The organism is Marivirga sericea (assembly GCF_900177665.1).
Classification (GTDB): Bacteria; Bacteroidota; Bacteroidia; order Cytophagales; family Cyclobacteriaceae; genus Marivirga; species Marivirga sericea.
This window is the reverse complement of the sequence record NZ_FXAW01000002.1, coordinates 374,349-401,184: the sequence shown is the minus strand read 5'-3', so window position 1 is coordinate 401,184 and position 26,836 is coordinate 374,349. Positions and strand designations below refer to the sequence as shown.

Sequence of the window (26,836 nt, the reverse complement as noted above, 5' to 3'; positions counted from 1 at the left end):
TCTGAATCTGAGTTCTTCTACAAATAATCAGACCCTAGAATAAGCCTAATTGCCTATTTGATTCTAATTCTATTAAAAACTTTTTATTTTGTAATCCGCCAATATAGCCTGTTAACTTACCGTGCATCCCTACTACACGATGACATGGAATCACAATTGGAATTGGATTTTTACCCACTGCATTAGCTACAGCCCTGATTTTTTTCACGTCACCTAATTGAGCTGCTAATTTACCATAGCTAATCGTTTTTCCGTATGGTATATCAAGCAATTTTTGCCACACTTCTTTTTGAAAATCGGTACCTACTAAAGAAAAATCTACCTGAAATGTTTTCCTATGTCCATTGAAATATTCCAAAAACTGATTCTCTAAACCTGCCACTACTTTTGGTTTGATCCCCTTCAGGCTGTTGTTAGGTTGGTTAAATGAAATCTTTACAATCTTGTTTTGAGAAACACCAATTAGTAGCCTCCCTATTTTAGTATCTATAAAAAAATCTTGCTCAATGCCATGCATATTCTTCTTGATGTAAGCCCAACCATTTCAAAGCATTTTGTCCTAGAAGTTTTGACTTCAATTCATCGGTGAAAGGACTATCTTCTATAATTTTACCAGGTTGCAACTCTCCCAAGGGAAAAGGATAGTCTGTTCCTAATGCAATAAAATCTTCTCCCATGGTTTTGATTAAATATTCCAAAGTGGATGGATCATGCACTAAGGAATCCACATAAAACTTCTTCAAATACTTACTAGGGTGGTGCGGATTATCAATTGCACATAAATCAGGACGCACATCAAAACCGTGACCGATTCGTCCAATTGTAGCAGGAAAAGAACCGCCTCCATGGGCAAAAGCTACTTTCAAATCAGGAAGTTTCTCAAAAACACCTCCAAATATCATAGAACAAATAGCTCTGGAAGTTTCTGCTGGCATACCTACTAGCCAGGGCAACCAATACTTCGGCATTTGATCTTTCCCCATCATGTCCCATGGATGTACAAAAATTGACGCTCCTAAATCTTGGGCAGCTTCAAATACCGCAAATATTTCAGGCGCTTCTAAATTCCAGTCATTGATATGTGAGCCTATTTGAACTCCTGCTAAACCTAATTCATTAACGCATCGCTCCAATTCCTTAATCGCCAAATCTGGCGCTTGCATAGGAAGTGTTCCTAACCCTATAAATCGATCTGGATACCTCTCAACAATTCCTGCAATATGATCATTGAGCATCATTGATAAGTCAAGTGCATCTACCGCTTTTGCCCAATAACTGAACATCACAGGAACTGTCGATAGTACCTGAACATCTACATTATGATGATCACAGTCATGCATTCGAGTTTTAGGATCCCAACAATTATCTTCAACTTCCCTAAAAAACTTATCATCCATCATCATTCGGGCGCAACATGGTTTATGATGCTCCAAACGGATGAAGCCACCATAGCCATACCGCTCTCGTAAATCTGGCCAGTTTTTAGGCAAAATATGAGTATGTATATCAACCTTCAGTGGTCTTTTTGATGCTATATCAGCTACTTTTTCCATTATACAAATCTTGGATCTGTCTCCATTACATGTCCACAATTATCGCAGGTACGCAAATCCTCAGAAGCGTAAAACTCTTTGAATCGAGGTTGAAAATCCTTTTCTATGTCCACAAGAGGAAAATAGGTTTCATGCAATTTATGATTGCAATTATCGCAAAACCATAATAAACCGTCTTTCATATCAGTACCCTTTCTTACTCTTTCTACCACCAACCCTATTGATCCTTCGTTTCGGATCGGGCTATGAGGAGTTTTTGCAGGGCACAAAAACATGTCACCTGGTCCCAATTTCATAGTTACTGCTTTGCCTTCCTCCTGAACTTTTACTGAAATCTCACCTTCTAATTGGTAGAAAAGTTCTTCGGTCTCATTATAATGGTAATCTTTGCGTGCATTGGGACCGCCAACAATCATCACAATATAATCTCCCGCTTCTTTATATAGATTCTTATTTCCTACAGGGGGTTTTAACAGATCTCTGTTTTCCTCAACCCACTTTGTTAAATTAAAAGGTTTCTGTATTGCCATCTTTTCTCAATTTTATAAAGCCTAATCCTGTCTTATCTGTAAATTGATTTTGTTAATCTTTTAAATTTAGTGAAATTAAGACGGAGTTTAAAATCAGAAATACAATATTAACATATGATGATATTCATGTGTATAAGTTTATTAACAACGGTCCCAACTTGTCCCGTATTCATCGGGATGGAATCTAAAAAATAATTAAAATGGATTTGAATTTTTCAGGAAAAAGAGTTTTGGTAGGCGGTAGTACAGCAGGTATTGGGAAAGCAATAGCTCATGAATTTGCTAAAGAAGGTGCTCATGTTACGCTTATTGCAAGAGACAAGACAAAACTAGAAGCAGTACAGAATGAACTGCCAAGTACAAATCAAGAACACCATATTTTAGTGGCAGACTATTGTCATCCTGAATCTTTACGCGAAATCGCCCTAGAATATTGCGCCAAACATCAAGTTGATATTTTAATTAATAATACTGGCGGGCCAAGCCCTGGGCAAGCGCATGAAGCACTAGGAAAGGATTACATCATTGCATTTCAACAACACCTGATTTGCAATCAGTATTTAGCGCAAGCCGTTATCCCTAAAATGAAGAAAAAAGAATATGGCAGAATTATCAATATTATATCTACTTCTGTGCGACAACCCATCCCAAACTTAGGGATTTCTAATACGGTAAGAGGAGCAGTTGCAAGTTGGTCGAAAACGATTTCCAATGAATTAGGCCCTTTTGGGATCACAGTAAATAATGTATTACCTGGTGCCACCATGACGGGTAGATTAGAAGGATTAATTCAAAGTAAAAGTAAATCAAGCGGCAAAAACCTGAATGAAGTCAGTAAAGAAATGCAATCGAAAATCCCCACAGGAAGGTTTGCTGAACCTGATGAAATCGCACACGCAGTCTTGTTTCTAGCATCTGAAAAAGCTTCCTACATTAATGGAGTAAATTTACCAGTAGATGGAGGAAGATTAGATTGTATTTGATATGGAAACAATAGCCAATTACATCAATGGAGAATTAAGAAATCCCATAACAGGCAATTATTTAGATGATGTTAATCCCGCAACAGCTCAAATATTTGCTAGAATTCCACTTTCCAAAGAAGAGGATCTTAAAACCGCAGTAGATTCTGCCGAAAAAGCTTTTCCCCAATGGAGCAGCATAACAGCCAAACAAAGAGCAAACTACCTGATAAAAATAGCTGAACTAATCAACGATAATTTGGACGAATTAGCTGTAGCCGAAAGCAAAGATACTGGCAAACCCATTCAGTTAGCCAAAACAGTTGATATCCCTAGGGCAAGTGCAAACTTGGAATTTTTTGCTCATGCGATCACTCAATTTAGCAGCGAATCTCATGCTAGCCAAAATGTTATCAATTACACCCTTAGAAAACCCATTGGAGTAGTTGCTTGTATTTCTCCATGGAATTTGCCACTATATTTGTTTACATGGAAAATAGCACCAGCACTTGCAGCTGGCAACTGCGTGATTGCCAAACCGTCCGAAATCACACCTTATACCGCATATCTATTTAGTAAAATTTGTATTGAGGCTGGTCTTCCAAAAGGCGTTTTGAATATCCTGCACGGTGCTGGATCTGAAATCGGAGATGCAATAGTGCAAAGTAAAAAAATAAAGGCCATTTCATTTACTGGCGGAACTGCAACCGGAAGGAAAATAGCAGCGACTTCTGCTCCGATGTTCCGCAAAATTTCTTTAGAGCTTGGCGGTAAAAATCCTGCTTTAGTTTTTGCTGATTGTGATTTGGAGAAAACTGTCAAAGAATTGGTGCGCGCCTCCTTTTCGAATCAAGGAGAAATCTGTCTTTGTGCATCAAGAATTTATATTGAAGATTCGCTATATGAAGCATTCAAAACCAAATTTGTTAAAGAGGTGAAATTACTAGAAGTAGGAGATCCATCAGATCACTCAAACAACATGGGGTCATTGGTTTCTAAACAGCACTTAGCAAAAGTAAAGAGCTATGTAGAATTAGCTAAAGCAGAAGGTGGAGTATTACTATGTGGAGATGAACCCCTAGAACTAGGAGAAGAGATCAAAAATGGCTATTTCCTAAGACCACATGTTTTTGAAAACTTGACAAACCAGTGTAGAACAAATCAGGAAGAGATTTTCGGCCCTGTTGTAAGTTTAAATCGTTTTAGAAGTGAGGAAGAAGGTCTTTCACTGGCCAATGAAAGTGAATATGGGCTAGCCTCCAGCCTGTGGACAAACGATCTATCAAAAGCGCATAGAATTGCTAATCAAATTGAAACGGGAATCGTATGGATTAACTGCTGGATGAATCGTGATTTAAGAACTCCATTTGGCGGCATGAAGAACAGTGGTTTAGGAAGAGAAGGCGGTTTAGAAGCATTAAGATTCTTTACTGAGCCGAAAAATATTTGTCTCCAGTACTAAACGCAAGATTATAGTCTTTTAGTTTACGTTCAACATGCCCATTTTAAGTTACTGCCGATAAGAAACAATACGATATTAAAAAGTACTAGAACCCCATAAATTTTTCAGTCCAATTCAAAAAAAAAGCCAATCAGAGTTAACTGATCGGCTTTTGGTATCATTTATCTAAAAATCCTTTAAGCAGATGCCGAAGTACTGTCGCTAGTCGATGTTTCAGGAGTTGGCTCCTTTAACTTCGCTATATGGAAAGTCTTTCTTGCCTTATGTCCACAATAAGAACATTTGAAGTATTTCATTAATTCTCCATCTTCTGTAATAGTTGGGGACTTTATAATTTCTTCCTTTACTACTTTCAGCGTTTGGTAATTACATTCAGAGCATTGTAATGCGTGTAAGTGACCAGAGTATTTCTCAATTTTCGTGTACCCGGTTTCTTCATCAACCCAAACGTCATAATCCACTGAAAAAATATCTTCTTCTGCCTGCATACCTTCGTCTAGGTAAACATCTTCTTCTTCCTCACTTAACAATTTCATTGGTTTGCCGGTCTTTGGAGACACCCTTGGCGTATAACGTAATTTTTTAAGTCTTTTCTCGATGTAAAAAGGAAAGTAAAATCTAAGTACATTTTGGACAATTACACCAATGATGAGCGCCAACATACCCGAAACAAATACTTTAACAGCTAACCATAAAAATTCAGTTTCACCGAAAAGGGAATTAACCCAAACGACTGCACCAATTAATATAATTACGGAAGATCGCCATAAAACATCAATTTCGTTTTTATTGATGTAGTCATACTTTTGTTTAAATTCACCTAAAAGTTCCTAACCTCAAGTAATAGAGTAAAACAAGTAAGACGGCTACCCCAATGATGCCCATACCAACGTACGGTCCGTATTGGTTTATCATGTCAAAGATGCTCATAATTCAGTTTTTTAGTGATGGTAAATTTAGTTTTCTAATGCGAAATATTACTAATTCTTTGTAAAAATACAATGAAACTTTAAGCAAGTTAAAATTAATTCCTTAAAATTCTATCAATAAAGTTATATAAATTAATTGAAATACCTAAAAATAATTTTTTTTATTAAATGTAGTTAAGCTATAACTCAAACTTCCACCCACTAATAGACTAATCTCTAAACACTTACGTCCGACTCTTTAGCGCTTCGAAAGTACAAAAAAAAACGCGGGAATCAAGAATATTTTTACTTGGACAAATATTTTTTAAAATAAGGACAACCTTATGCCGGTAAATTGGGTCTTTAAATTATCCGGGTACGAAAAATCGGATATAATTTTACTATTTTATTTTTATATTATTAAAGGAGTTAAACTATGATGAAATTTTTGAAAAGTGGACTATTGTTTGCAGCAGCCGGACTATTGGTTTTCACGGCCTGTGATCCAGCAGAGGACGAAACCCCTATTGGAAGCGCACCAAACGTAACCGTGACAGTTGAGAATGAACAAGATGAATATTTACCAGGGGACGTAATTGACTTAGTAGTTGATTTTACAGCTGATGATCCTGTGGTAGGCGCAACTATTAATGCAGAAACTGAAGAGTTTATATTGACTTTTGATGCAACTGGAATATCAAACAATGTTATTGATTTGAATGAATTTGATGTCGCTTCAAGTACCGAAGGTAGTTTTACTTTAAGCGGTATTCAAATCCCAAATGAGTTTGCTAACCAAACTTTAACTTTTACAATAGAAATGGAAGATGGAGAAGGAAGAATTGGAGAAGGTTCTTTAGATGTTGAAGTGGGTGAAGCAGATGAACCAATTGCCTCCTTTAGCGCAATATTATTAGGAGCGCAAGGAAATACTAACCCTGGATTTGTAAATGCATTATCAGGTGAAACAGCAACTTATGGCGAAGCCAGAGATGCTTCAGGTCTTAATAACTCTACTATTGATTTCGCTTACTACTATGGTAACAGTAACAGAAATACTATTGCTTCAATTGATGATGCAGGACTGAATGCTGTTTACGAAGCAACTAATCCAGACTTATCAATAGAGGACAACTTCGGAACTAGGAATTCGACCAGATTCTTAATCACAGACCTAAGTCCGGAAGATTTCGATAACATTGAAACTAATTCTGAACTAGTTGCTAATGCAGAATCTGAGGTTACAACTAATTCTTCTGCTACACAATTGTCAGAAGGTAGCGTAATCGCATTTAAATTAGATGAAGATAGAGGAAGTTATCTAGGTTTAATTAAAGTCGTTTCTATTGATGATACTAATGGAAATGGAACAATTACTATTGAAGTAAAAGTGCAGGAAAGTGAATAAAGTTGAAATTTAAGTCAAAAAATTTTCTACAATACAAAAGAATTGAAAAAGCCCAAAGACATATGTTTTTGGGCTTTTTTATTTGAGTGTCTGTCTAGTCCTGAAATAAGTTTAAGGGTTTTTAAGACAAATTTTTAAACCTATTGAGTATCTTTCAAAGCCTTGAACGCCTTTTCATAATCAGGTTCATTTCCTATTTCAGGAACTAACTGATTATAAACCACCTTTCCTTCTGGATTAACCACTACTACTGCTCTTGCATTTAATCCTTTAAATCCGCCATCTGCTAATTCTACTCCGTATTCTTTGCCAAAGCTATCATTTCTAAAATTAGAAACCGGAATCGCATTTTCTATTCCTTCTGCTCCACAAAACCTTGCTTGTGCAAAAGGCAAATCCTTTGATATGCATAAGACCACTGTATTATCCAATGAAGCAGCCTTTTCATTGAATTCCCTAACTGACATGGCACATACCTCCGTATCAACGCTTGGGAAGATATTTAATATCACACTCTTCCCTTTAAAATCCGAAAGTGAAACTTCTGACATATCAGTTTTTACCAACTTGAAATTAGGAGCTGTCTGCCCTTCAGCTGGTAAATCTGCTACTGTATTTGATGGGTTTCCCCCTAATGTTACTTCTGCCATAATTATCTTTTTAATTTAGTTTATCTTTGTTAAACTTGAATCGGGGTGAATAGTTACCCTATTTCCATTAACAATTAATTAAATGAATCCACTTAAATTATACGCAGTCGTTTTAGGCGGAGCAGCAGAAAAATCCAATACGGAACTGCATGATGTTGTATTTGCAGTAGGTGCAACTATAGAAGATTGCTACTTTCAATTACTAGATAAGTGGTTTGGGCTACCTCATAAAATGCATATTGATTCTTATATGGAATTAGACATTGTGGATGGTTATGAAGTCAGTCTCGACAAAAAGAAAAATTTGGATCAAGATAAAAAGTTATTCTTTATCAACTTAGGTGCCTATAAAGAAGGTGATTTTATGGAGCATCATGCCAACACTTTTTTGGTGGGTAGATTAGCGACAGAGATTAAAAAAAGAGCCAAAGAAAAATTATTAAATGGATTTGATCAGGTTCACAAAGACGACTTATATGAAGTAGATGATATGATAGCTATTGATCATCTCAATGGTTACCATGTTTATTTAACCCCAACTGATAAAAAGGAAAAGCTAGAGCCAAAAAACGGATACCACGTATTACCAAAAAAAATTGTAGAAGAGTTTTTAAAGAAGAAAAAGTAAAAAGGGGCACCTCTAAGCCCCCCCCTTTTTAATAAAATTATATTTTAGCGAAGATCTATTCTTCTTCTTTTTTCTTATCCATTGAAAGTGCTTTAATCACTAAACCTATAAAACCTCCCAAAGTTATCGTCAGACAAACTACCATCCCGATTATTGCTTCTGTACTCATCATTTTCTAACAAATTTTTTGTAAAACCATCCATTAAATACTATCGCAATAACTAAAGCAATGCCCCACTGAGTTACGATACTGGCATTACTATAGACATCCATCACATTCCAGTTTCCTTCTGCGTCAAACCATGGATAATCACTATAGCCTTGACTCATCCACCAGTACACTAAGAATAAACCGAAAAAGAAGATAGCATAAACCATCAGTTTGAAGTACCAATTTGCAACAGTAAAATCAGAGCTTTCATCAATAAAGTCTTTTTTGTATTTGCTAGGTCCGTATCGAATAACTAAGAAGGCGATAAAGATCCCACTCACAAGTAATCCAAGTCCCCAAACCCAATCTTGATTCTTAAATACATCTAAAGAATAAGCAGATGGAAATCCAATTATAAAACAGCAAGCTCCAGCGACAAATGCAGCTTGTTTTCTAGTGAGCGTATAGTCCGTAAGATTCTTTATCAGTAGCTGCATCATGGGTAGTAGAGAACTAAAAGCTGCCATTAAAAATGCTCCAAAGAAAATAAAAGACAATATAGGTCCACCAGGCATTTGAGCAAAAAGCTGCGGAATCACGGTGAACGTCAATGCTTGACTACCTGAGTGCAAATAATCCATCGCCCCTTCTGCAGTCGCAGACATCGCAAAAACCGCTGGTAAAATTGCCATAGCAGCCAAGAGCGCAGCGGTATTATTACCAAAGGCGCCTAAGAATGTATTTAAGGTAACATCTTCCCTTTTGTTAGAGAAGGAACCAATAGTGATCATCAATCCCCAGCCGGCACCAGTACTCCAGGCAGAATCTGTTATAGCTTCAATCCAAATAGTAGGGTTAGAGAATTTATCAACATCGATCGTAAATAGATACTCTAAACCTTGGTATCCGCCTTCCATATTCAAGGCAAATGCGGATACTACCATTAATAAAATGAATAAGGTAGGAATCAATATTTTATTAACTTTCTCCAATCCGTTTTTGATCCCCTTACTTAAAACCCATATTGCCGCCAAAATAGTCACCATATAGCAAACTACTGCCACCCAACTTGAATTCGAAAGGTTAGCCCAGAAGGTATTCATAAAATCGGTTTCACCGATTTGGGTATTTAGTTCACCAGATCCAAAAAGATACCCGATGAGCACTTCGGTATTTAATATAAAATATCGAAGAGACCAGCCCGTGACTACCGAATAATAAAATGCGATCCCTAGCGTAACGATGGTGATAAAAACACCCATCCAATTAAATTTCTTTCCAGCTAAATTACCTAAAGAGCCTAAGGTTCCCTTTTGATAATGTTTACCCAATGCTAATTCAGCCATTAAAAGTGGTATTGACCAAACTAAAAGAAATAACATCCAGAGTATAATAAATGTGCCTCCATATTCACCAGCAATTCGAGGAAAACGCCATAGGTTTCCTGCACCAATCGCCATCCCTAATGAAGCCAGAATTATACTCCACCTACTACTAAATTCTTCAACTTTTTCCGCCATAAATGCCTTATTTGGTTTTTAAAACAAGCCGAATTTAGCTAAACATATGACTTTGTCAAAGATATGGGCAGATTCATTTAAGGGCTATAAAGGAAATAGCCGTGATTTTTAAAATCTGTGGTGATTTAATGGAGGTATTCTAAGACGGGTAGAATGTGTTGCGCAATCTTAACCTGCTTTTTGCTTTCTGGCCTTTTGATTGAGATACTTCACTAGTCTATCGTATTCCGTATTCTCTTTATTAGATAGTTTAATTACTTTTTTCTTGCCGTAAAGAATTTTTGTTTCTTTGAATTCTCCTTGTTTAGTCTTTACAACATCTTCCCTCCATCCCCTGATCGCTTCCAATGGTAAATCAATTCTGCTTCTACTAATAGGGAAAAAGATATTCAATCTATTGTTACCAGCTTTAACAATTTTTATAGCAGACAATAATTTCCCTAAAACTAATAACCCTATTACTAACACTATCGGGGTCAGCACTAGCTTTAATATAAAAAAGGATTCGCTCGTTAGTAAACTATCTAACAATAAAAAAAAGGAACCAAATATCAGAACTAAAAAAATACTTAAAGCAAAAACGGTATTATATCGAGGTTTTGAAATAATCATAAGCCCTTACTTACAAATTCTAAATCAATTTTAGAGAGCAATTCTAATTCTTTGCTTTCAAACATTGAAGGTAAGTTGCTTAAATCAGTCCCCTTCTCCGCTTTGAAATTATTATAATCTTGAAAAATCACACCCTCAACTGTTTCTCTATTAATAGATTCTCTAAACCGAATCCCGCCACCTTCTGTATGGTAGGAATACGCAAAATAATCCATCTCGTACGTATTGGCGTTGAACCAGAACATGAATACATCTTCATAATCCGCTCCCCCTCCTTCTTGCTGGAATTTGACTTCGATACTTTTATAAGGCCTTCCATTTATTAACACATCATCTTTATTATGCGCTTGGACAGCCTCATCCTGCAAATTATACGGAAGCAAAGCAAAATAATGAACGGAATTTACAGAATTTGCATAGGCAGCCGAGTCAGTTGCTGATAGTCCAACCCTCTTACCATTTATCAATCTTTTAAAACCATTATTATCTAAAACGTCAGTGATTTTCCTACCACTTGAATCTTGAAAAATCCTTTCATACTGAAATTTCCCGCCTAAATGCTGTAAACCATACAGCTTACCCCGAAATTTAAATTGAAGATTTAATGAATCATAGGCATCACCCCCGTGGTACTCAATAACATTTTGAATAAGTTTTTCTGTAGACTGCTCGCTAGGATTACACGAAACTGTGACTACTGTTATAAGTATTAGCCCAAAAATATTTCTCATAGAACAAGAGTACGCTTCAATTTTAAAATAGTTTGGAATGCATTACTATCCATCTTTCAGGTAATTCACCTTTTAATGCCTGCTGATAGTCTGAATAACTGCAAGGAACTATTGAATTACGATTAAAACGATTATCCCCTGATGGATTAGGAACTTCCATCCACCATTTATCGATAAAATTACTTTTGTAGAAGGTAAGGATTTCGGGCTCGACTGGCATGGATACAACATATTTCATATAATCATTAGAACGAAAATCTCTTGATTCTTTCCTGTGGTAGAATCCTTCAATAAAATACCAGATCATAGTTGCTAAAACTGCAGCAGACTTACATGACTGATCATCCCTCGTGACATCAAACTCATAAAACCCAACAGCACTCAATTTTTCATTGATGCCTGCATACCAGCATAATTGACAAGCCTCCTCTCCCGTTAATCCAAAAGGTTGAGCATGAACCGAAGCTGGAAAATCAGATGATTTTATAGAAGAAAGATCAAAACTCATTATATCTGCTTGTCGGATAACAGGCTCCATCTCTTTTATGTCATGGCGTAAAGCCCCAATTCTATGCGCCTCAAAGTACAATTTTTCAAGTGTTGCAATTGCCTGAGGATTTACAAGATAGGTCTGATAAGCCAAATGGCTATAATTAAACAAATAATTAGGTTGGTGCATCAGCATTTTTTGTACATGCTGCTGATTGGCTGGAGCATCTTTATCTTCCATATCCAAAAAAGCATCAACGTTTAAAACACTAATCAACTTTTCCATTTCCTCGTACGCTAAGTATTGCGCAAAACCCATATCTTGGGACCCCCCAATGAGAATGGGTAACACATTATTCTCAATACAAGCATGGCAAACCTCTTGCACTCTTCCGAAAGTCTGCTCAGTATCGATAGCTTCGGAAATATTCCCTAAATCCACAATATTATAGGCACCAGTGCCTTTTGTTAATCTGTAAAGTTTTTTTCTTAAAGCATCGGCACTTCCCACAGTACCAGCATTTTCTTCATTCTTTCCTTTATCAGATATACCAATTAAAGCAATATCAGCGCTTTTATAGTCGGGGAATTTCTCCTGATAAATCTTAATATTTTTGTATAAGCTCCCCTGTTTTTTGATGTCGGAAAAAATATCCTCGGGAACTGGGCTGAAGAAAAGTCTTAAATCCATGGCATGAATTTAATAACAATAATTTGATGGACATTAATTTTGAGGAAAATGATTTCAAAATCTGTTTAGGCTAAGCACTCGACCAATTATTTCATAGAGACTCCTGAAAAGTCTAAAACTTAAATTAGAGTAAAGCGAAACAGGATTACATTTAATTATTTCTATCATCCCAGCTTCCACCCTCTAATTTTGGTTTTATCTAATTTACTATTCCCCTTACCATTTCCTTTTTTCCTGGAGGGCCAGGCAGCGTTTCTACTTCAAATCCTACTGATTTCAAATCTCTTTTTAATTGCCCTTTGGCGCTGTAGGTAGTGAATACGGCACCATCTCTCAGTAAATTAAAACATTTCAGCATTAGATCCACTGTCCATAATTCTGCTTGTTTGTTGGGTGCAAATGCATCAAAAAAGAGTACATCGAATCTCTTGGAAGTATCAAAATCTTCAAGCTTAGTTTTGCATTTATGAAGCGAAAAATACTTATTGATATCAATGGTATTTTCCCATTCGCTCGTGTGCAACTGTTCAAAAACATCTTTTAAATCATCCTGACCAATGGATGTAGCATAATTCAGTTGATTAATAATTCCCATATCCAATGGGAAAGGCTCAATAGTAGTGAAATTGATTTTCAATTCATTTTCCATGGCAAATTGAGCAGCTAAAAGGGCGTTCAAACCTGTACCAAAACCCACTTCAAAAATATCTACCTGCTTGGGTAATCCTGATTTGGTTCTCCAGAAACGTACCCCTTTTTCAATAAAAACATGGACTGACTCCTGCAAAGCACCATGAAATGAGTGATAAGTCTCTTTCAGGCCCTCATGATAAAGAGAATGAGAACCGTCTTCGGTAGTAATAATTTTAATGTTGTCCATGACTATTTTTCTAAATCAACTTGCTGATCAACCTTGTAAATCAATGCTACAGCATGGGCATCCACTCCTTCTTCTCGCCCTACAAACCCTAGTTTTTCAGTGGTAGTTGCCTTTAAAGATAAATCTCCTTCGCTAATTTTCATTACTTTGGCTAAAACAGATACCATTTCTGGAACTAAAGGGTTGATTTTAGGTTTTTGCAAACCGACTGTAACATCCAGATTCCCGATTTCATACCCTTTTTTTCTTAGCAGATCAACGGTTCTTTCTAAAAGAATCTTACTATCTATTCCTTTATACTGCGGATCTTGATCAGAAAAGTGGAATCCAATATCTCTTAAATTTGCTGCTCCTAATAAAGCATCACATATCACATGTATTAAGACATCTGCATCAGAATGTCCAACCCCACCTTTGTGATAGTCAAGTTTAATACCTCCCAGCCAAAACTCTTCCCCTTCAGCCAGGCGGTGAACGTCATAGCCATATCCTATTCTCAAGTTCATTTCTTTGATTTATAATAAATGGTAGAACAATTCTCATCTCTCAATATTTCATTGGAGGCATCTTTAATATCTTTAGTACTTACTGCCTTAACAAAATCGATTTCTTCATTTACGAGATTTGGATTTCCCATAGCAGCTCCAAAAGCAATAGACATTGCTCGGTTTAAGATATCAACTTCTCCATAAACCGTAGTAGAGATTGCCTGATTTTTCACTTTTTCTAATTCCTTATTGGCTACTTCCTCTGCTTGTAGTTCTTTAATAATCTGATGTACTGCCAGATCAGCGTTTTCTAAACTTATTCCTGCAGAAACTTGTCCGCTTATCACCAATAAACCAGGATCAACAGAACCCGTGACGTAAGCCGCTAAGTTTGAAAATACTCCCTCTTCTTTTACTAATTTCTTGTATAGTCTGCTCGATTTTCCTCTCCCTAAAATATCACTCATCAAATCTACAGCATAGTAGCTTTTATCTGTTTTGGCTGGCATGTGATAAGCTTTGTACAATGCATCTACTGGCACATCAGCTTCCATTTCCAAAAACTTTGCTTTTTCTTGTTTAGGCTCTACGGGCAGCTTTCTATCATTATTTTCTCCAGATGGAATCTCACCGAACCATTTATCCGCCAACCCCTTTATTTCTTCAGTGTCTACATTCCCTGCCACTACTAAGTACGCATTATTCGGTCTGTAGTGAGTAAAGAAAAAATCTTTAACATCATCCATAGTAGCATTTTCAATATGTTCAATCTCTTTACCTATTGTTGCCCACTGATAAGGATGTTTTTCATATGCTAAAGGGCGCATCTTCAACCACATATCCCCATATGGTTGATTTAAATAGCGTTGCTTAAATTCTTCAATTACTACACTTCTTTGCACTTCCAAAACTTTAGGATCAAAAGAAAGCGAAAGCATTCGATCAGATTCTAACCAAAATGCAGTTTCAATATTTTGTGCGGGAAGCGTAACATAATAATTAGTCACGTCAGGGCTCGTAAAGGCATTATTTTCCCCGCCTACTCTTTGAAGTGGTTCATCGTAATTAGGAATATTCTTTGATCCGCCAAACATCAAATGTTCAAAAAGATGAGCAAAACCTGTCTTGTCCGCTTTTTCATCTCTAGAACCTACGTCATAAAGTAGGTTAACAACCACCAAAGGTGTATTTTTGTCTTCGTGGACATATACATTCAACCCATTATCAAGCGTAAACGAATTATATTTTATCATAAGCTAATGTGTGAATCAAAAATAAAAAATATAATGGCTTTTGCAGATAAGACCATTACTTTAAATTTGCCGGGAAGTTATTCCCGATTTTTTTTAGGAAACCCAAAGATAGAAACAGTAATTTAAAAACTAAACTTAAACCTTTAAAGCCTTTCTTTTAGGTATTTTTTTATGCAATTCGATAAAAATAAATTATCCAATAGTAAACTGATTAACCTCTACAAACAAATTTTGTTGCCCCGTATGATAGAGGAGAAAATGTTGATATTACTGCGTCAAAACAAAATTAGTAAATGGTTTTCAGGCATTGGACAAGAAGCTATTTCTGTAGGAGCTACCGCAGCATTGCAAGAGGATGAATATATTTTACCCATGCATCGGAATCTAGGGGTTTTTACTAGTCGTGAAATCCCATTAAATCGGTTATTTTCACAATTTCAAGGTAAAATGGATGGTTTTACTAAGGGTAGAGACCGCTCCTTTCATTTCGGCACCAATGAATTTCATATTGTAGGCATGATTTCTCACTTAGGTCCGCAATTGGGTGTAGCTGATGGAATAGCCTTAGCCAATAAATTACAAAAAGAACAGAAAGCGACTCTCGTATTTAGTGGTGACGGAGGCAGTTCTGAAGGTGATTTTCATGAAGCCTTGAATGTTGCAGCTGTTTGGGATTTGCCCGTTATTTTTATGATTGAAAATAATGGATATGGACTGTCCACTCCAAGCAATGAACAATTCAAATTCAAGAACTTTGTAGATAAAGGACCTGGATATGGTATGGAGGCCATCAAAGTTGATGGGAATAATATTTTGGAAGTTTACCACGCGGTGGACAAAGCTGCTAAGAAAATACGGAAAAATCCAAAACCTATTTTAATAGAAGCTATGACTTTCAGAATGAGAGGACATGAGGAAGCATCTGGCACTAAATACGTCCCTCAAGAGCTCTTTGACCAATGGGCTAAAAAAGACCCTGTAGACAGGTATGAAGAATTTCTTGTAAAAGAAGAAATAATCTCACAGGGTGAGATAGATAATTTAAGAGCTGCCATTAAAGCAGATATTAATGAGGGTTTAAAGCTGGCAAATCAAGATATATATCCTGAAGTTAATACTGACCAGCAAATCGCTGATTTGTTTTTACAAGGTCATTCAAAACCGATTAGCCCAAAATCCGAAAAGAAAAGTAGCAAAAGATATATAGATGCTATCTCGGATGGGTTAAGGCAGTCATTTGAAAAATATCCTGAGTTAGTGATAATGGGACAAGATGTTGCCGATTATGGAGGTGTTTTTAAAATCACAGAAGGATTTATTGATCAGTTTGGTAAAGACAGAATCAGAAATACACCGCTTTGCGAATCTGCTATTATTGGTATTGGATTGGGTATGAGCATCAAAAAACAAAAATCGGTTATTGAGATGCAATTTGCTGATTTTGTGACATGTGGGTTTAACCAAATTGTAAATAACTTAGCAAAATCTCACTATCGCTGGGGACAAAATGCTGACGTAGTCGTTAGAATGCCTACTGGAGCAGGGGTAGCGGCTGGGCCATTTCACTCCCAATCAAATGAAGCTTGGTTTTTTCATACACCAGGCTTAAAAATTGTATTTCCTTCAAATCCGTATGAAGCAAAAGGATTATTAGCAGCTGCCATAGAGGATCCTAACCCTGTTATGTACTTTGAACATAAAGCACTTTACCGATCCATAACAGAAGATATCCCGGAGGATTATTACACTTGTGAAATCGGAAAAGCTAATATTGTGAAGGAAGGAACGGATATTACCATCATCACATATGGGATGGGTGTTCATTGGTCGAAAGAAGCAATGAATGATTTTTCTGATTTATCTGTTGAGCTGATTGATTTAAGAACTTTACTGCCTTGGGATACTGAAACAGTAGAAAAAAGTGTCTTGAAGACTGGAAAAGTATTGATTTGCAATGAAGACTGCTTAACGGGAAGTATCAGTGGGGAAATCGCTGCTTGGATCAGCGAAAATTGCTTCGAAGCATTAGATGCTCCGATAATGAGAGAAGGAAGTTTGGATACTCCGGTTCCTTTTAATGCAGATTTAGAGCAAAATTTTTTACCGAAAGAGAGAATTAAATCAAAACTAAAAAAACTAATAGCGTATTGAAAAATTGGCCTTGGGCTTCAACAAAAATTCGTTTTCTGGAAAATAGGCTTTACATTGTAGGTTTAGAACTTAAAAATTGATTAACAAAATACCATATAGAACTTTTATAATAACGCTTGCTATTAGTTTGGTAAGCCTTTTCTATTCTCCTGCGAATGTATATTCTCAAGAGACAGGAGGTGAGAAATTGGAGGTTTCTGGAAAAAATAGTCCAACTAAAATGGACAATAAAAAAATAAGGACCTCGAAAAGAAGAAAAGGAAAAGGAAATCCCAACAGAGGAAGCAATAAGGTAATTGTTATCAACCCGTTCAAATGGGATTGGGATAAAGTAATGTGGTTTAAAGCTCGGAAAAGTGACTACGAAACAAAAGACTATAATCCGAAAAAAAGAACAAAAAGAAAAACTTACGACAACGAACCAAATTATAAATCAGCCGATCGAAAAGCAATAACTAATCCTTCTGAGTTAGGAAAACCGTTAATCCCATACGATAGCAGAATAGCAGGGGAAGGTAAAAATCTACGTAAAAAGCGAAAACCAAAAAATGTTAATTTACAAAAGGGTGGCCCTCAAGATTCTCCAAAGTTAATTAACTTGAACGATCCTTCTGAAACCCTATCGAAAGCTCCCAAAAAAGAGCGAAAAAGTAAGGTAGATGGCAAAAAGCTTTACAGTAGTAGAAATGATAAAGACCGCAAAGCATTTGACAATAATAAATTGGAAACTGCGTCAGCTCCTGATTTAGATCCCAAAATGGATGAAGATAAAATCATGTTCAAAAAGCAGAAAAATGACTTCGCAAAAATGAACAACGATAAACTAATGGTATCCGAGCAACCAGACTATAAATCTAATAAACCCGATGGAGACAAATTATTAACAATTGATGCTTCTAACAAAAGGCCTAAAGCATTTGATAATGATAAATTGATGACAGAAACGCTTAAGGATGAAAAAAGAAATAAGTACAATTATGACAAACTTATGGTATCGGAGCCTGCAAATAGAGAACGAAAAGCCTATGATGACAGCAAATTAATGACGGCTTTGCATGGAGACAGAGAAAGAAAGCCTTTTGATGATGATAAGTTGATGACCGCCACCTTTACTAAACCTAAGAAGCAGGAACTGCATGACGATCGGCTTCTGACGGTGATTGACAGGAGGAAACCAATTGATGAAATGAAAGAGACAAGCAAGGACATTTCTAAATTTGATGGTGATACCAAAAAGCATATTTATGTGAGCAATGAATCACATCCAGGTACAAAAATACTCGCAGCTGAAAATACCCAAGTTCCAATCCTTGCCAGAACTTTTCAATCTGTATCCTCGTTTTTCACCAGTATCTGGAAAGACGACAAGCAACCAAATTACGTGAATCGCAAAAAACCTAAAGAGAGACGAGATAAAAAAGAAGGAATGATTTGGGATAATTCTGTACATCCAGATGAATGGAAAAAGCCAGAAGCTGAATCAGGTCAACAAGAAAATTAAATTTATGAAGTGGAATAGATTAGACAATCAAGAAAGTTTAGATAGAATCATTGAAGAATCTCAACAACAAGCTGTGGTAATATTTAAGCACAGTACCAGCTGTTCTATTAGCTCTATGGCGTTAAACAGACTAGAAAGAAGCTGGAATGATAACGAAATGAGTGAAGTAAAGGCTTACTACCTAGATCTGATTTCTTATCGCGATATTTCCAATGCTGTAGCTGAAAAATTCGGTATAATGCATCAATCACCACAAATTTTGTTGATTAAAAACGGAACATGCGTTTATGACGACTCGCACATGGGCATCAATTATCAAAGCTTGAAATCAGGAGTCGCAGTTTAGTTACTGCATAGTAAAAGTAATATTTTGCTCAATTTCAGGATGCAAACTTTTTGCAACTGGACAATTGAAGGCGATTTTCTTTAAAGTTTCAATTTCTTTTTGCCCTAGGCTGGTTTTCCATTTTATGTCAACAGTTATAGCTCTAATTCTTCTAGGATTTGCTGCCATCTCTTTTTCTAAGTCACAGGATAATTCTCCCAGGTCTAGTTCATTCTTATCAGCATAGATTCCCATCATGGTAAACATACAGCTTGCTAAAGAGGTAACTGTTAAATCTGTTGGCGAAAAAAACTCGCCTTTTCCATTATTATCTATCGGGGCATCAGTATTTAAAGAGTTTCCTGAACGATTATGTATTGCATGTGTTTTTAAAGGGTGGCTATATTTAATTGATGAAGTGGTCATAAACTATATTGTGCTTTTGTCGTTATTTTTCTAACGCAAGTTAACAATATTGAATGATTTAATACACTGTCATTTTTTTTACAAAGAGTTTTTAGTGAAAGGATTGAAAAATATTTAGTTTCCGAAACTAAAGCTTTAAATTTGTAATGTTATTCCTATAAAATGAAAATAGTATTTTTAACTTTTATTTTTATCTCTTCTTTACTCTTCGAGCTTAAAGGCCAAGAAGATGATCCATTTGAATATGGACAGGAATTCTTATTTGGAATAACAAAAGCAACAAATGGAGGTCTTTTCTCTGGTGGCTTCTTCCGCTACAGTGCAAAAAAATCGGATCGAATATTTCAAACTTTTGGTCTTGAAATTGCAAACGTTAGACATCCGCAGGAACGAAGGGTCCCAAGCCCAACTTTTTTCAGCTCGTCTTCCTTTTATGAAGGTAAAGAAAAATATCTGATTAGTACACGATTGATGTATGGATACGATCTTTTATTATTTAAGAAAGCGGAACAAAAAGGCGTACAAATAAACGGGGTTTTGATAGGAGGTCCGACATTAGGCCTTGTATCACCCTATCTACTAAGAAGCGAGGGTGGCGGTTTAGTGACATATTCTCAATACTTGAATGGTTCTTCTATTATAGGTCCAGCGGGTTATTTCTCAGGAATAGATCAGATGGAAGTGGTCTTGGGAGCTCACATAAGAGCCTCTTTATTATTCGAATTCGGAACCTTTAAAAGTAAAGTAACAGGTTTTGAGGTCGGTTTTTTAGGCGAAATATTTAGTAGACAAATAGAACTAGTGCCTTTAGGTACAAAAAATTACAATTTTTATCCAGCAGCCTTTGTTAGTATACTGTTTGGGTCAAGAAAATAGATTAAGAATCGATTAATTAATTGATATGATAGATTTACCGGTAGTAAGCCAAGAAGAAAAAAAGAAAAATAAAAAACCGGATTGGTTAAGAGTCAAATTACCAGTAGGTAAAGAGTATGCTAACGTCCGAAAAATTGTGGATGAAAATAAACTGCATACTATTTGTGAAAGCGGGAATTGCCCCAACATGGGGGAATGCTGGGGAGCAGGAACTGCTACTTTTATGATCTTGGGAAATGTTTGTACAAGAAGCTGTTCATTCTGTGCGGTGGCTACTGGCCGTCCACCAGAATATGATGAGCAGGAACCTCAAAGAGTTGCCGAAGCCATCAAAAAAATGGGGGTAAAACATGCTGTTTTAACTTCAGTAAATAGAGACGAGTTGAAAGATAGAGGAGCGGAAATTTGGTATCAGACAGTTGTAAAAACTAAAGAACTTTCTCCTGAAACTACTATAGAAACTTTAATTCCTGATGTAAAAGGAAAATGGGATGCACTTTATAGAATGATAGAAGCTGGCCAAGAAGTGGTTTCGCATAATGTGGAAACGGTTCCTAGTCTATACAGAAGAGTGAGACCTCAGGCTAAATATCAAAGAAGTTTAGACCAAATTAAGCTTACCAAAGAATACGGAAAAAGAACAAAAACAGGCATCATGGTTGGATTGGGCGAAACACAAGATGAGATGTTTGCAGCTATGGATGATCTAGTAGCACATGGTTGCGATATTTTAACTGTTGGTCAATATCTACAACCAACCAAAAGACATCATGATGTAATCGAATATGTACATCCTGAAGTTTTTGATATGTACAGAGAAGAAGGATTGAAAAGAGGACTGAAATATGTTGAATCAGGGCCTCTAGTACGTTCTTCATACCATGCGGAAAGACACGTAAACGTTCCGATTTAACGGTCAAAGACTGACTTATTATTGAGGAGACAAATCACTATGATAAAATATTCTGCCTAATAATAAATATTTGTGGTTAAAATTTAATCATTTCAAACCACAGCATTTAGTGAATCTCACTTATATTGCTGTGGTTTTTACTTTTTGAGCTTTCTAAAAAAATGTTGAAAAGCTTTTATCATTTTTATGAAGGCTGATTTAAAAAGCCAACTTTGAATACCTATGCAAGATAATTTTATTGTTACCCTGGAGAATCTGAAGTTAAAGGATTACCGCAGCTTATTAAAATCAATGAAAAAAGCTTATGCGGGATGGGATGACCTATGGGAAGTAGAACATATCAAAACGCTTATTGATAAATTTCCAGAAGGGCAATTATGCGTTTTAGTTAATGGACAGGTTGCGGGCTGTGCTTTATCCATAATTGTGGATTATTCTGAATTTGGCGATAATCACACTTATCCGCAGATTACTGGTAATGAATCTTTTGACACACACAATCCTGATGGAGATGTACTTTATGGAATAGATGTATTTGTGCATCCTGATTTTAGAGGAATGAGGGTTGGAAGAAGGATGTATGATGCCCGAAAAGATTTAGTAGAGCAATTAAATCTTCACTCAATTGTGGCAGGTGGCAGACTTCCAGGCTATTCAAAATTTGCAGAGAAGATGACACCAAAGCAATACATCCAAAAAGTAATTGCTAAGGAAATCTATGATAAAACCTTATCATTTCAATTGTCAAATGACTTTCACGTAAAAAAAGTATTAAAAGGATATTTACCGGGCGATAAGCAATCAGTAGAATTTGCAGCTTTAATTGAGTGGAATAATATTTATTATGAACCTTCTGAAGAATATGTTCACATTCCTAAAACAGTTATTCGTTTGGGATTAGTGCAATGGCAAATGCGTCCAACACCTTCTTTAAAAGCCATGCAAGAACAAATTGAGTTCTTTATTGATGTAGTAAGTGGCTATCAATGTGATTTCATATTATTTCCCGAGCTTTTTAATGCTCCACTTATGGCGGAATTCAATCATTTAGATGAAGCCACTGCAATACGAGAATTAGCGAAGTACACAGAGCCATTAAAAGAAATATTTCAGGAATATGCGATCAATTATAATGTGAATATCATCACGGGAAGTATGCCTGTGATGAGCAGAGGAAAACTTTATAACAAAGGCTTTTTATGTCGAAGAGATGGTACCAACGAAACTTACGAGAAAATTCACATGACTCCAGCGGAGGTTAGTGCATGGGGAATGAGCGGAGGAAAAAAGATACAAGCTTTTGATACAGATTGCGGTAAAATCGGAATTAATATATGCTATGACGTTGAATTTCCTGAAATGGGAAGGCTATTAGCAGATGAAGGCGTAAAAATTCTATTTGTCCCATTTTTGACTGATACTCAAAATGGATACATGCGGGTTCGCTTATGCTCTCAAGCAAGAGCTATCGAAAATGAATGCTATGTTGCCATTGCAGGAAGTGTGGGTAATTTGCCAAAAGTGAACAATATGGATATTCAGTTTGCCCAATCAGGTGTTTTTACCCCTTCTGATTTTGCATTTCCGACCAATGGAGTAAAAACAGAGGCTACACCCAATACGGAAATGACGGTAATTGCAGACGTAGATGTTAATTTGCTAAAAGAATTGCATACTTACGGAAGCGTGCGTAATTTGAAGGACCGAAGAAAAGATTTATATACACTAAAAAAGAAATAAATTAGTGAAAGTAGAAGAATTTGTAAGTTTAAGTTTATTCAAAAAGATTAAGACTTTATATGTTGAGGGAGAATTTGTGACTTCTATCAGATATTATCGTTATAAAGTAAACCTCTTTTTACTGAATGGCTTTTACGTGGAAGCCTTTTACCATCCAAAAACTGACAGAATTGAAAAAATTGTTCCTTTTGACAGTAATCACAGTCGCAAAAAATTTTATACTGATCAAGTGAAGCTACCACACTGGTTCGAAAAAGTTTCCTGAGCTTTTTGATTAAAAACCTGTCATATTCTATGAAAACAATTGATGAGGAAATAGAAATAAATTGTATCATTGATTTAGTCACAAAACTGACGGCTTTTAAGGAATAGAAAGTGAAACTGAATATGAATAAAATGATTGATTTAAGAAGTGACACTATAACCCGACCAACATCAGGAATGAAGGAAGCCATGATGGAGGCTCCCGTTGGTGATGACGTATTTGGAGAAGATCCTACTATAAACGCTCTAGAACAAAAAGCAGCTAATTACTTTGGAATGGAGTCTGCAATTTTTTGTCCGAGCGGAACCATGACTAATCAAATAGCTATTCGAGTTCATACCGCACCACACACAGAAGTTATCTGTGACGAAAAATCTCATATTTATTTATATGAGGGCGGTGGAATCGCCTATAATTCCTTTGCGTCAGTTCGCTTATTGCATGGAGATAGGGGACGGATAACTGCAGAAATGGTGCAAGACAATATCAACAATCCTGATGATGTGCATGCGCCTATTTCAACATTAGTTTCATTAGAAAACACGATGAACAAAGGCGGTGGGTGTGTTTACGATTTCAAAGAAATTGAGAAAATTAGCGCAATTTGTAAAAATAAAAACTTAAAACTTCATCTAGATGGTGCTAGACTATTTAATGCATTAGTGGCCACAAAGGATGATTCAAAAAAATACGGAAAACATTTTGACACCATTTCAATTTGCCTTTCAAAAGGGCTAGGATGCCCGGTAGGTTCTTTGCTAGTGGGAGATGCAGTGAACATAAAAAAAGCTAGGAGAGTACGGAAAGTGCTAGGTGGCGGCATGCGGCAAGCTGGCCTTTTAGCGGCTGCAGGTATATACGCTTTAGATAATAATATCAACCGATTAGAAGAAGATCATAAACGAGCCAAAGCTATAGCTGAAACAATAGATGGATTAACTTTTGTAGATTCGGTAATGCCCGTTGAAACCAATATTGTCATTTTCAAACTAGCCAATAAAGTATTAGCAACTGATTTTGTAGATAAGTTGAAGCAAATCGGAATATTGGCAGTCACTTTTGGAAAACATGATGTAAGATTTGTAACTCATCTGGATTTTGATGATGATATGTTAACAGACCTGATTAAAAAACTTAAATCAATCTAAAATAATTTAACCTAGTCCCGACTACTATGACGCTAACAGAAAAAATTAATGCTCAAATACGAGACATAGCTGATTTCCCAAAACCAGGGATTATTTTTAAAGATATTACACCAATACTCTCTCACCCTAAATTAGTAACGGAAATCGTAGATTGGTTTGTAGAAAAAGCAAGAAGGGATGAAATTGATGTCATTGTAGGAGTGGAATCAAGAGGATTCCTTTTTGGAATGCTAATTGCAGAAAAATTAGGAGTGCCATTTGTCCCGGTTAGAAAAGAAGGTAAATTACCTTACGAAACGATTAATTACTCATATGATTTGGAATATGGTAGCGCTACTATGGAAATTCACAAGGACGCTATCAAAAAAGGGCAAAAAGTGATGATACATGATGATTTGCTGGCCACAGGAGGAACTGCATTTGCTGCTGCCCAATTAGTAAAAGAATTAGGTGGAAAAGTAGGCAACTTTACCTTCTTGATAGAGTTAGGTTTTTTGGAAGGCAAAAAAAAACTGACTTTAGAAAATGAAGCGGTTTACAGTATCGTTACTTATTAATATATTTGAAATTCAAATAATGTCTATGAAGCATTTACATCAACTATGTTAGTATGTGTTTAATATTCAGGATCAAATTGAAAACTTTTCTATAATTAATTTAAGTATTTTATAAAAAGAGAATTATAAAGCAATCATGGAAGAAGCACAGATAGATAATAAAAGCGCGTTGCAACAGAAAGTAAAGGATGTAATGTCTGAAGTAGCTAAAGTAGTTGTTGGACAAGAGTATATGGTCAATCGTTTGCTTATTGGATTATTCACCAATGGCCACGTACTGTTAGAAGGTGTCCCAGGTCTTGCGAAAACTTTAACGGTTAATACTTTGGCAAATGTCTTGCATTTAGATTTTCAGCGTATACAGTTTACTCCTGATTTAATGCCATCGGACTTGATCGGAACCATGATCTATAATCAAAAACAAGGGAACTTTGAAGTTAAAAAAGGTCCTATCTTCTCTAATTTGGTTTTAGCTGATGAGGTTAATCGTTCTCCTGCAAAGGTTCAGTCTGCTCTTTTAGAAGCCATGCAGGAAAAACAAGTAACTATTGGAGAAACTACCTTCCCTTTAGATAGACCTTTTTTAGTATTAGCGACTCAAAACCCAGTAGATCAAGAGGGGACTTATCCATTACCGGAAGCACAAGTTGACAGATTTATGCTGAAAGTAACAGTGGATTATCCAACCAAATCTCAAGAATTGGAAGTGATGAGAAGAATGTCAAATATGACATTTAATAAAGAAGTGAATACCATCCTTACTAAAGAAGAAATCTTCAGTATTAGAGATCAAGTCAACCAAGTAGAGATTTCTGAATCATTAGAGCGATATATAATCGAATTGGTTTATGCTACTCGGTCTCCATTGGACTACGGATTGAAACAAGAGGCTGAGTATATCCAGTATGGAGTATCTCCACGAGCCAGTATCAACTTAAACTTAAGTGCCAAGGCCGTTGCTTATATGGAAGGCAGAGATTACGTTTTACCAGAAGATATAAAAGAAGTGGCCTATGATGTTATGAACCATAGAATTTTGCTCAACTATGAAGCTGAAGCAGATGGTGTTACTACCAAGGACATTATAGAGAAAATATTAAAGCAAGTACCAATTGGTTAATTTTATCTATTAGAAGATGAACAAGGGGCGATTAAATCTAATCGCCCCTTGTTATTTTAGGGCAAATAAGTTCTATTATTTTGATCTAAACATCATTCAGATCTTATTTTACTAGAATAGTCAACTTATTTAATTCCCCTTCATCAATTACTCCATTTAGGTTTCGGTCGATTAAGACTGCAATATAAAATTTGTCTAAATCAGTATCTTTAAGTTTAATTTGCTTGCCTTCATAATATAATTGATTAATCTCAAATTCTAACTTTAAGATTTCATCGGATTCACTGATTAAATTAAGCCGTTTACTGTCCGAATTCTCATATATAGTGTAGTGATGTCCATTATCTTTAAATATTAGGCTTTCATATCTCCCGCTTCTATTAGGAGCCATACCAGAGCCTGGTTCAAAACATTTCAAATCTGCTTTTTGAATTCCTAAATTAATTTTATCTAGTTCCTCTTTTTTTAAGAAAGCGGCAATTTGAGCTGAATAAAATTCGTTTGATTCCGGCTTGTAGGGTTTATTATAAAATCTCAAAGAGAACTCCTGCCTATCTAGCTCAACTGTTTCGTCCAGTTTGTTGACTTTTGATTCCTTATCATTTTGAGCAACAAAAAGCAGATTAGATAATTTCTCCACTTTGCTTAATGAGTTTTTTGTCGACTTACATGATTGAGCAAAAATTACAAAAAGAATAAAAGCTAAGGTTACTTGTAATATTTTCATAAGGTTCGTAATTGAAACACAAATATATTAATACACATATAAACGCATTCCTATTGGGCTACTTTTTTATTTTAACACAAAATTAATACAGGCAGAATTTGATAACAATTTGCTAAAAAGCGTGACAACTTGAGTTAACAATTAAAACCCACCTTTGTCTCAAAGAAATTT

General features: G+C 35.9%; 28 protein-coding genes. 14 read left to right on the top strand and 14 right to left on the bottom strand.

All coding sequences use genetic code 11. The features are described 5' to 3' along the window. Positions 1-34: 34 nt before the first annotated feature. From B9Y84_RS07050 to B9Y84_RS07040, 3 genes are read right to left on the bottom strand one after another with little or no spacing between them, the layout of a single operon-like run. Positions 35-517, bottom strand: coding sequence for a methylated-DNA--[protein]-cysteine S-methyltransferase (locus tag B9Y84_RS07050; protein WP_085516374.1), 483 nt, complete (start codon positions 515-517; stop codon positions 35-37). Next, entirely contained in the window at positions 504-1,553 is a 1,050-nt protein-coding gene (locus tag B9Y84_RS07045; protein ID WP_176223738.1) for an amidohydrolase family protein, read from the bottom strand. Before B9Y84_RS07045 ends, B9Y84_RS07050 begins: the two co-directional genes overlap by 14 nt. Continuing rightward, positions 1,553-2,083, bottom strand: a complete 531-nt coding sequence (locus B9Y84_RS07040) for a 3-hydroxyanthranilate 3,4-dioxygenase (RefSeq protein WP_085516373.1) — start codon at positions 2,081-2,083, stop codon at positions 1,553-1,555. The genes B9Y84_RS07045 and B9Y84_RS07040 overlap by 1 nt, the downstream gene beginning before the upstream one ends. A gap of 200 nt (positions 2,084-2,283) precedes the next feature. Here B9Y84_RS07040 and B9Y84_RS07035 point away from each other — a divergent pair, with 200 nt between their 5' ends. After that, entirely contained in the window at positions 2,284-3,066 is a 783-nt protein-coding gene (locus tag B9Y84_RS07035; protein WP_085516372.1) for an SDR family oxidoreductase, read from the top strand. A gap of 1 nt (position 3,067) precedes the next feature. Beyond that, positions 3,068-4,507, top strand: coding sequence for an aldehyde dehydrogenase (locus B9Y84_RS07030; RefSeq protein WP_085516371.1), 1,440 nt, complete (start codon positions 3,068-3,070; stop codon positions 4,505-4,507). 176 nt (positions 4,508-4,683) lie between these two features. Here the strand turns inward: B9Y84_RS07030 and B9Y84_RS20830 are convergent, their stop codons facing one another. Continuing rightward, positions 4,684-5,169, bottom strand: coding sequence for a hypothetical protein (locus B9Y84_RS20830; protein ID WP_245830833.1), 486 nt, complete (start codon positions 5,167-5,169; stop codon positions 4,684-4,686). Positions 5,170-5,851: 682 nt separating this feature from the next. Between B9Y84_RS20830 and B9Y84_RS07020 the strand changes: the two genes are divergently transcribed. Further along, positions 5,852-6,823 carry a hypothetical protein gene (locus B9Y84_RS07020; RefSeq protein ID WP_085516370.1) on the top strand — a complete coding sequence of 324 codons (972 nt, stop codon included), beginning with the start codon at positions 5,852-5,854 and terminating at the stop codon, positions 6,821-6,823. A gap of 140 nt (positions 6,824-6,963) precedes the next feature. Here the strand turns inward: B9Y84_RS07020 and tpx are convergent, their stop codons facing one another. Continuing rightward, positions 6,964-7,473 (bottom strand): thiol peroxidase, encoded by a 510-nt coding sequence (gene tpx, locus B9Y84_RS07015; protein WP_085516369.1) that lies wholly within the window; start codon positions 7,471-7,473, stop codon positions 6,964-6,966. Positions 7,474-7,555: 82 nt separating this feature from the next. Here tpx and B9Y84_RS07010 point away from each other — a divergent pair, with 82 nt between their 5' ends. Continuing rightward, on the top strand, positions 7,556-8,101 hold the full coding sequence (locus B9Y84_RS07010) for a DUF1543 domain-containing protein (RefSeq protein ID WP_085516368.1): 546 nt from the start codon (positions 7,556-7,558) through the stop codon (positions 8,099-8,101). Positions 8,102-8,269: 168 nt separating this feature from the next. Here B9Y84_RS07010 and B9Y84_RS07005 read toward each other — a convergent pair whose 3' ends face one another. The 7 genes from B9Y84_RS07005 to B9Y84_RS06975 form a co-directional block, all read right to left on the bottom strand. Further along, positions 8,270-9,772: a sodium-dependent transporter gene (locus B9Y84_RS07005; RefSeq protein ID WP_085516367.1), complete on the bottom strand. Its 1,503-nt coding sequence runs from the start codon at positions 9,770-9,772 to the stop codon at positions 8,270-8,272. 168 nt (positions 9,773-9,940) lie between these two features. After that, positions 9,941-10,384, bottom strand: coding sequence for a hypothetical protein (locus B9Y84_RS07000; protein WP_085516366.1), 444 nt, complete (start codon positions 10,382-10,384; stop codon positions 9,941-9,943). Then, entirely contained in the window at positions 10,381-11,115 is a 735-nt protein-coding gene (locus B9Y84_RS06995; protein ID WP_085516365.1) for a DUF6503 family protein, read from the bottom strand. Before B9Y84_RS06995 ends, B9Y84_RS07000 begins: the two co-directional genes overlap by 4 nt. Positions 11,116-11,137: 22 nt before the next feature. Continuing rightward, on the bottom strand, positions 11,138-12,295 hold the full coding sequence (locus B9Y84_RS06990) for a formimidoylglutamase (RefSeq protein ID WP_085516364.1): 1,158 nt from the start codon (positions 12,293-12,295) through the stop codon (positions 11,138-11,140). A 199-nt stretch (positions 12,296-12,494) separates the two neighbouring features. Further along, positions 12,495-13,175: a tRNA (5-methylaminomethyl-2-thiouridine)(34)-methyltransferase MnmC2 gene (gene mnmD / locus B9Y84_RS06985; protein ID WP_085516363.1), complete on the bottom strand. Its 681-nt coding sequence runs from the start codon at positions 13,173-13,175 to the stop codon at positions 12,495-12,497. A 2-nt stretch (positions 13,176-13,177) separates the two neighbouring features. Next, on the bottom strand, positions 13,178-13,681 hold the full coding sequence (gene ispF, locus B9Y84_RS06980; protein WP_085516362.1) for a 2-C-methyl-D-erythritol 2,4-cyclodiphosphate synthase: 504 nt from the start codon (positions 13,679-13,681) through the stop codon (positions 13,178-13,180). After that, a complete protein-coding gene (locus tag B9Y84_RS06975) occupies positions 13,678-14,916 on the bottom strand; it encodes a M16 family metallopeptidase (protein WP_085516361.1) in 1,239 nt (412 codons plus the stop codon). The genes ispF and B9Y84_RS06975 overlap by 4 nt, the downstream gene beginning before the upstream one ends. Before the next feature lie 171 nt (positions 14,917-15,087). On the opposite strand from B9Y84_RS06975, the gene B9Y84_RS06970 reads away from it, so the two are divergent. The 3 genes from B9Y84_RS06970 (at position 15,088) to ytxJ (ending at position 18,914) form a co-directional block, all read left to right on the top strand. After that, positions 15,088-17,067 carry an alpha-ketoacid dehydrogenase subunit alpha/beta gene (locus tag B9Y84_RS06970; RefSeq protein WP_085516360.1) on the top strand — a complete coding sequence of 660 codons (1,980 nt, stop codon included), beginning with the start codon at positions 15,088-15,090 and terminating at the stop codon, positions 17,065-17,067. Positions 17,068-17,143: 76 nt separating this feature from the next. Beyond that, positions 17,144-18,568 carry a hypothetical protein gene (locus tag B9Y84_RS06965; protein WP_139827970.1) on the top strand — a complete coding sequence of 475 codons (1,425 nt, stop codon included), beginning with the start codon at positions 17,144-17,146 and terminating at the stop codon, positions 18,566-18,568. A gap of 4 nt (positions 18,569-18,572) precedes the next feature. Further along, positions 18,573-18,914, top strand: coding sequence for a bacillithiol system redox-active protein YtxJ (gene ytxJ / locus B9Y84_RS06960; RefSeq protein ID WP_085516501.1), 342 nt, complete (start codon positions 18,573-18,575; stop codon positions 18,912-18,914). Here ytxJ and B9Y84_RS06955 read toward each other — a convergent pair whose 3' ends face one another. Beyond that, a complete protein-coding gene (locus B9Y84_RS06955) occupies positions 18,915-19,319 on the bottom strand; it encodes an OsmC family protein (RefSeq protein WP_085516358.1) in 405 nt (134 codons plus the stop codon). It abuts the gene before it with no gap. A 162-nt stretch (positions 19,320-19,481) separates the two neighbouring features. Here B9Y84_RS06955 and B9Y84_RS06950 point away from each other — a divergent pair, with 162 nt between their 5' ends. From B9Y84_RS06950 to B9Y84_RS06920, 7 genes are all read left to right on the top strand, one after another. Next, positions 19,482-20,195, top strand: coding sequence for a hypothetical protein (locus B9Y84_RS06950; RefSeq protein WP_085516357.1), 714 nt, complete (start codon positions 19,482-19,484; stop codon positions 20,193-20,195). Between the two features lie 25 nt (positions 20,196-20,220). Next, entirely contained in the window at positions 20,221-21,108 is an 888-nt protein-coding gene (gene lipA / locus B9Y84_RS06945; RefSeq protein WP_085516356.1) for a lipoyl synthase, read from the top strand. A gap of 222 nt (positions 21,109-21,330) precedes the next feature. Further along, complete coding sequence (locus tag B9Y84_RS06940) at positions 21,331-22,848, top strand: bifunctional GNAT family N-acetyltransferase/carbon-nitrogen hydrolase family protein (protein ID WP_085516355.1); 1,518 nt, start codon at positions 21,331-21,333, stop codon at positions 22,846-22,848. 4 nt (positions 22,849-22,852) lie between these two features. Beyond that, positions 22,853-23,113, top strand: coding sequence for a hypothetical protein (locus tag B9Y84_RS06935; RefSeq protein WP_085516354.1), 261 nt, complete (start codon positions 22,853-22,855; stop codon positions 23,111-23,113). 122 nt (positions 23,114-23,235) lie between these two features. Beyond that, positions 23,236-24,261 (top strand): threonine aldolase family protein, encoded by a 1,026-nt coding sequence (locus B9Y84_RS06930; protein WP_394334688.1) that lies wholly within the window; start codon positions 23,236-23,238, stop codon positions 24,259-24,261. A 26-nt stretch (positions 24,262-24,287) separates the two neighbouring features. Continuing rightward, positions 24,288-24,818, top strand: coding sequence for an adenine phosphoribosyltransferase (locus B9Y84_RS06925; protein ID WP_085516353.1), 531 nt, complete (start codon positions 24,288-24,290; stop codon positions 24,816-24,818). A gap of 136 nt (positions 24,819-24,954) precedes the next feature. Further along, positions 24,955-25,938, top strand: a complete 984-nt coding sequence (locus B9Y84_RS06920) for an AAA family ATPase (protein ID WP_085516352.1) — start codon at positions 24,955-24,957, stop codon at positions 25,936-25,938. Between the two features lie 103 nt (positions 25,939-26,041). Here the strand turns inward: B9Y84_RS06920 and B9Y84_RS06915 are convergent, their stop codons facing one another. Further along, positions 26,042-26,665 (bottom strand): hypothetical protein, encoded by a 624-nt coding sequence (locus B9Y84_RS06915; RefSeq protein WP_085516351.1) that lies wholly within the window; start codon positions 26,663-26,665, stop codon positions 26,042-26,044. Positions 26,666-26,836: the final 171 nt, after the last annotated feature.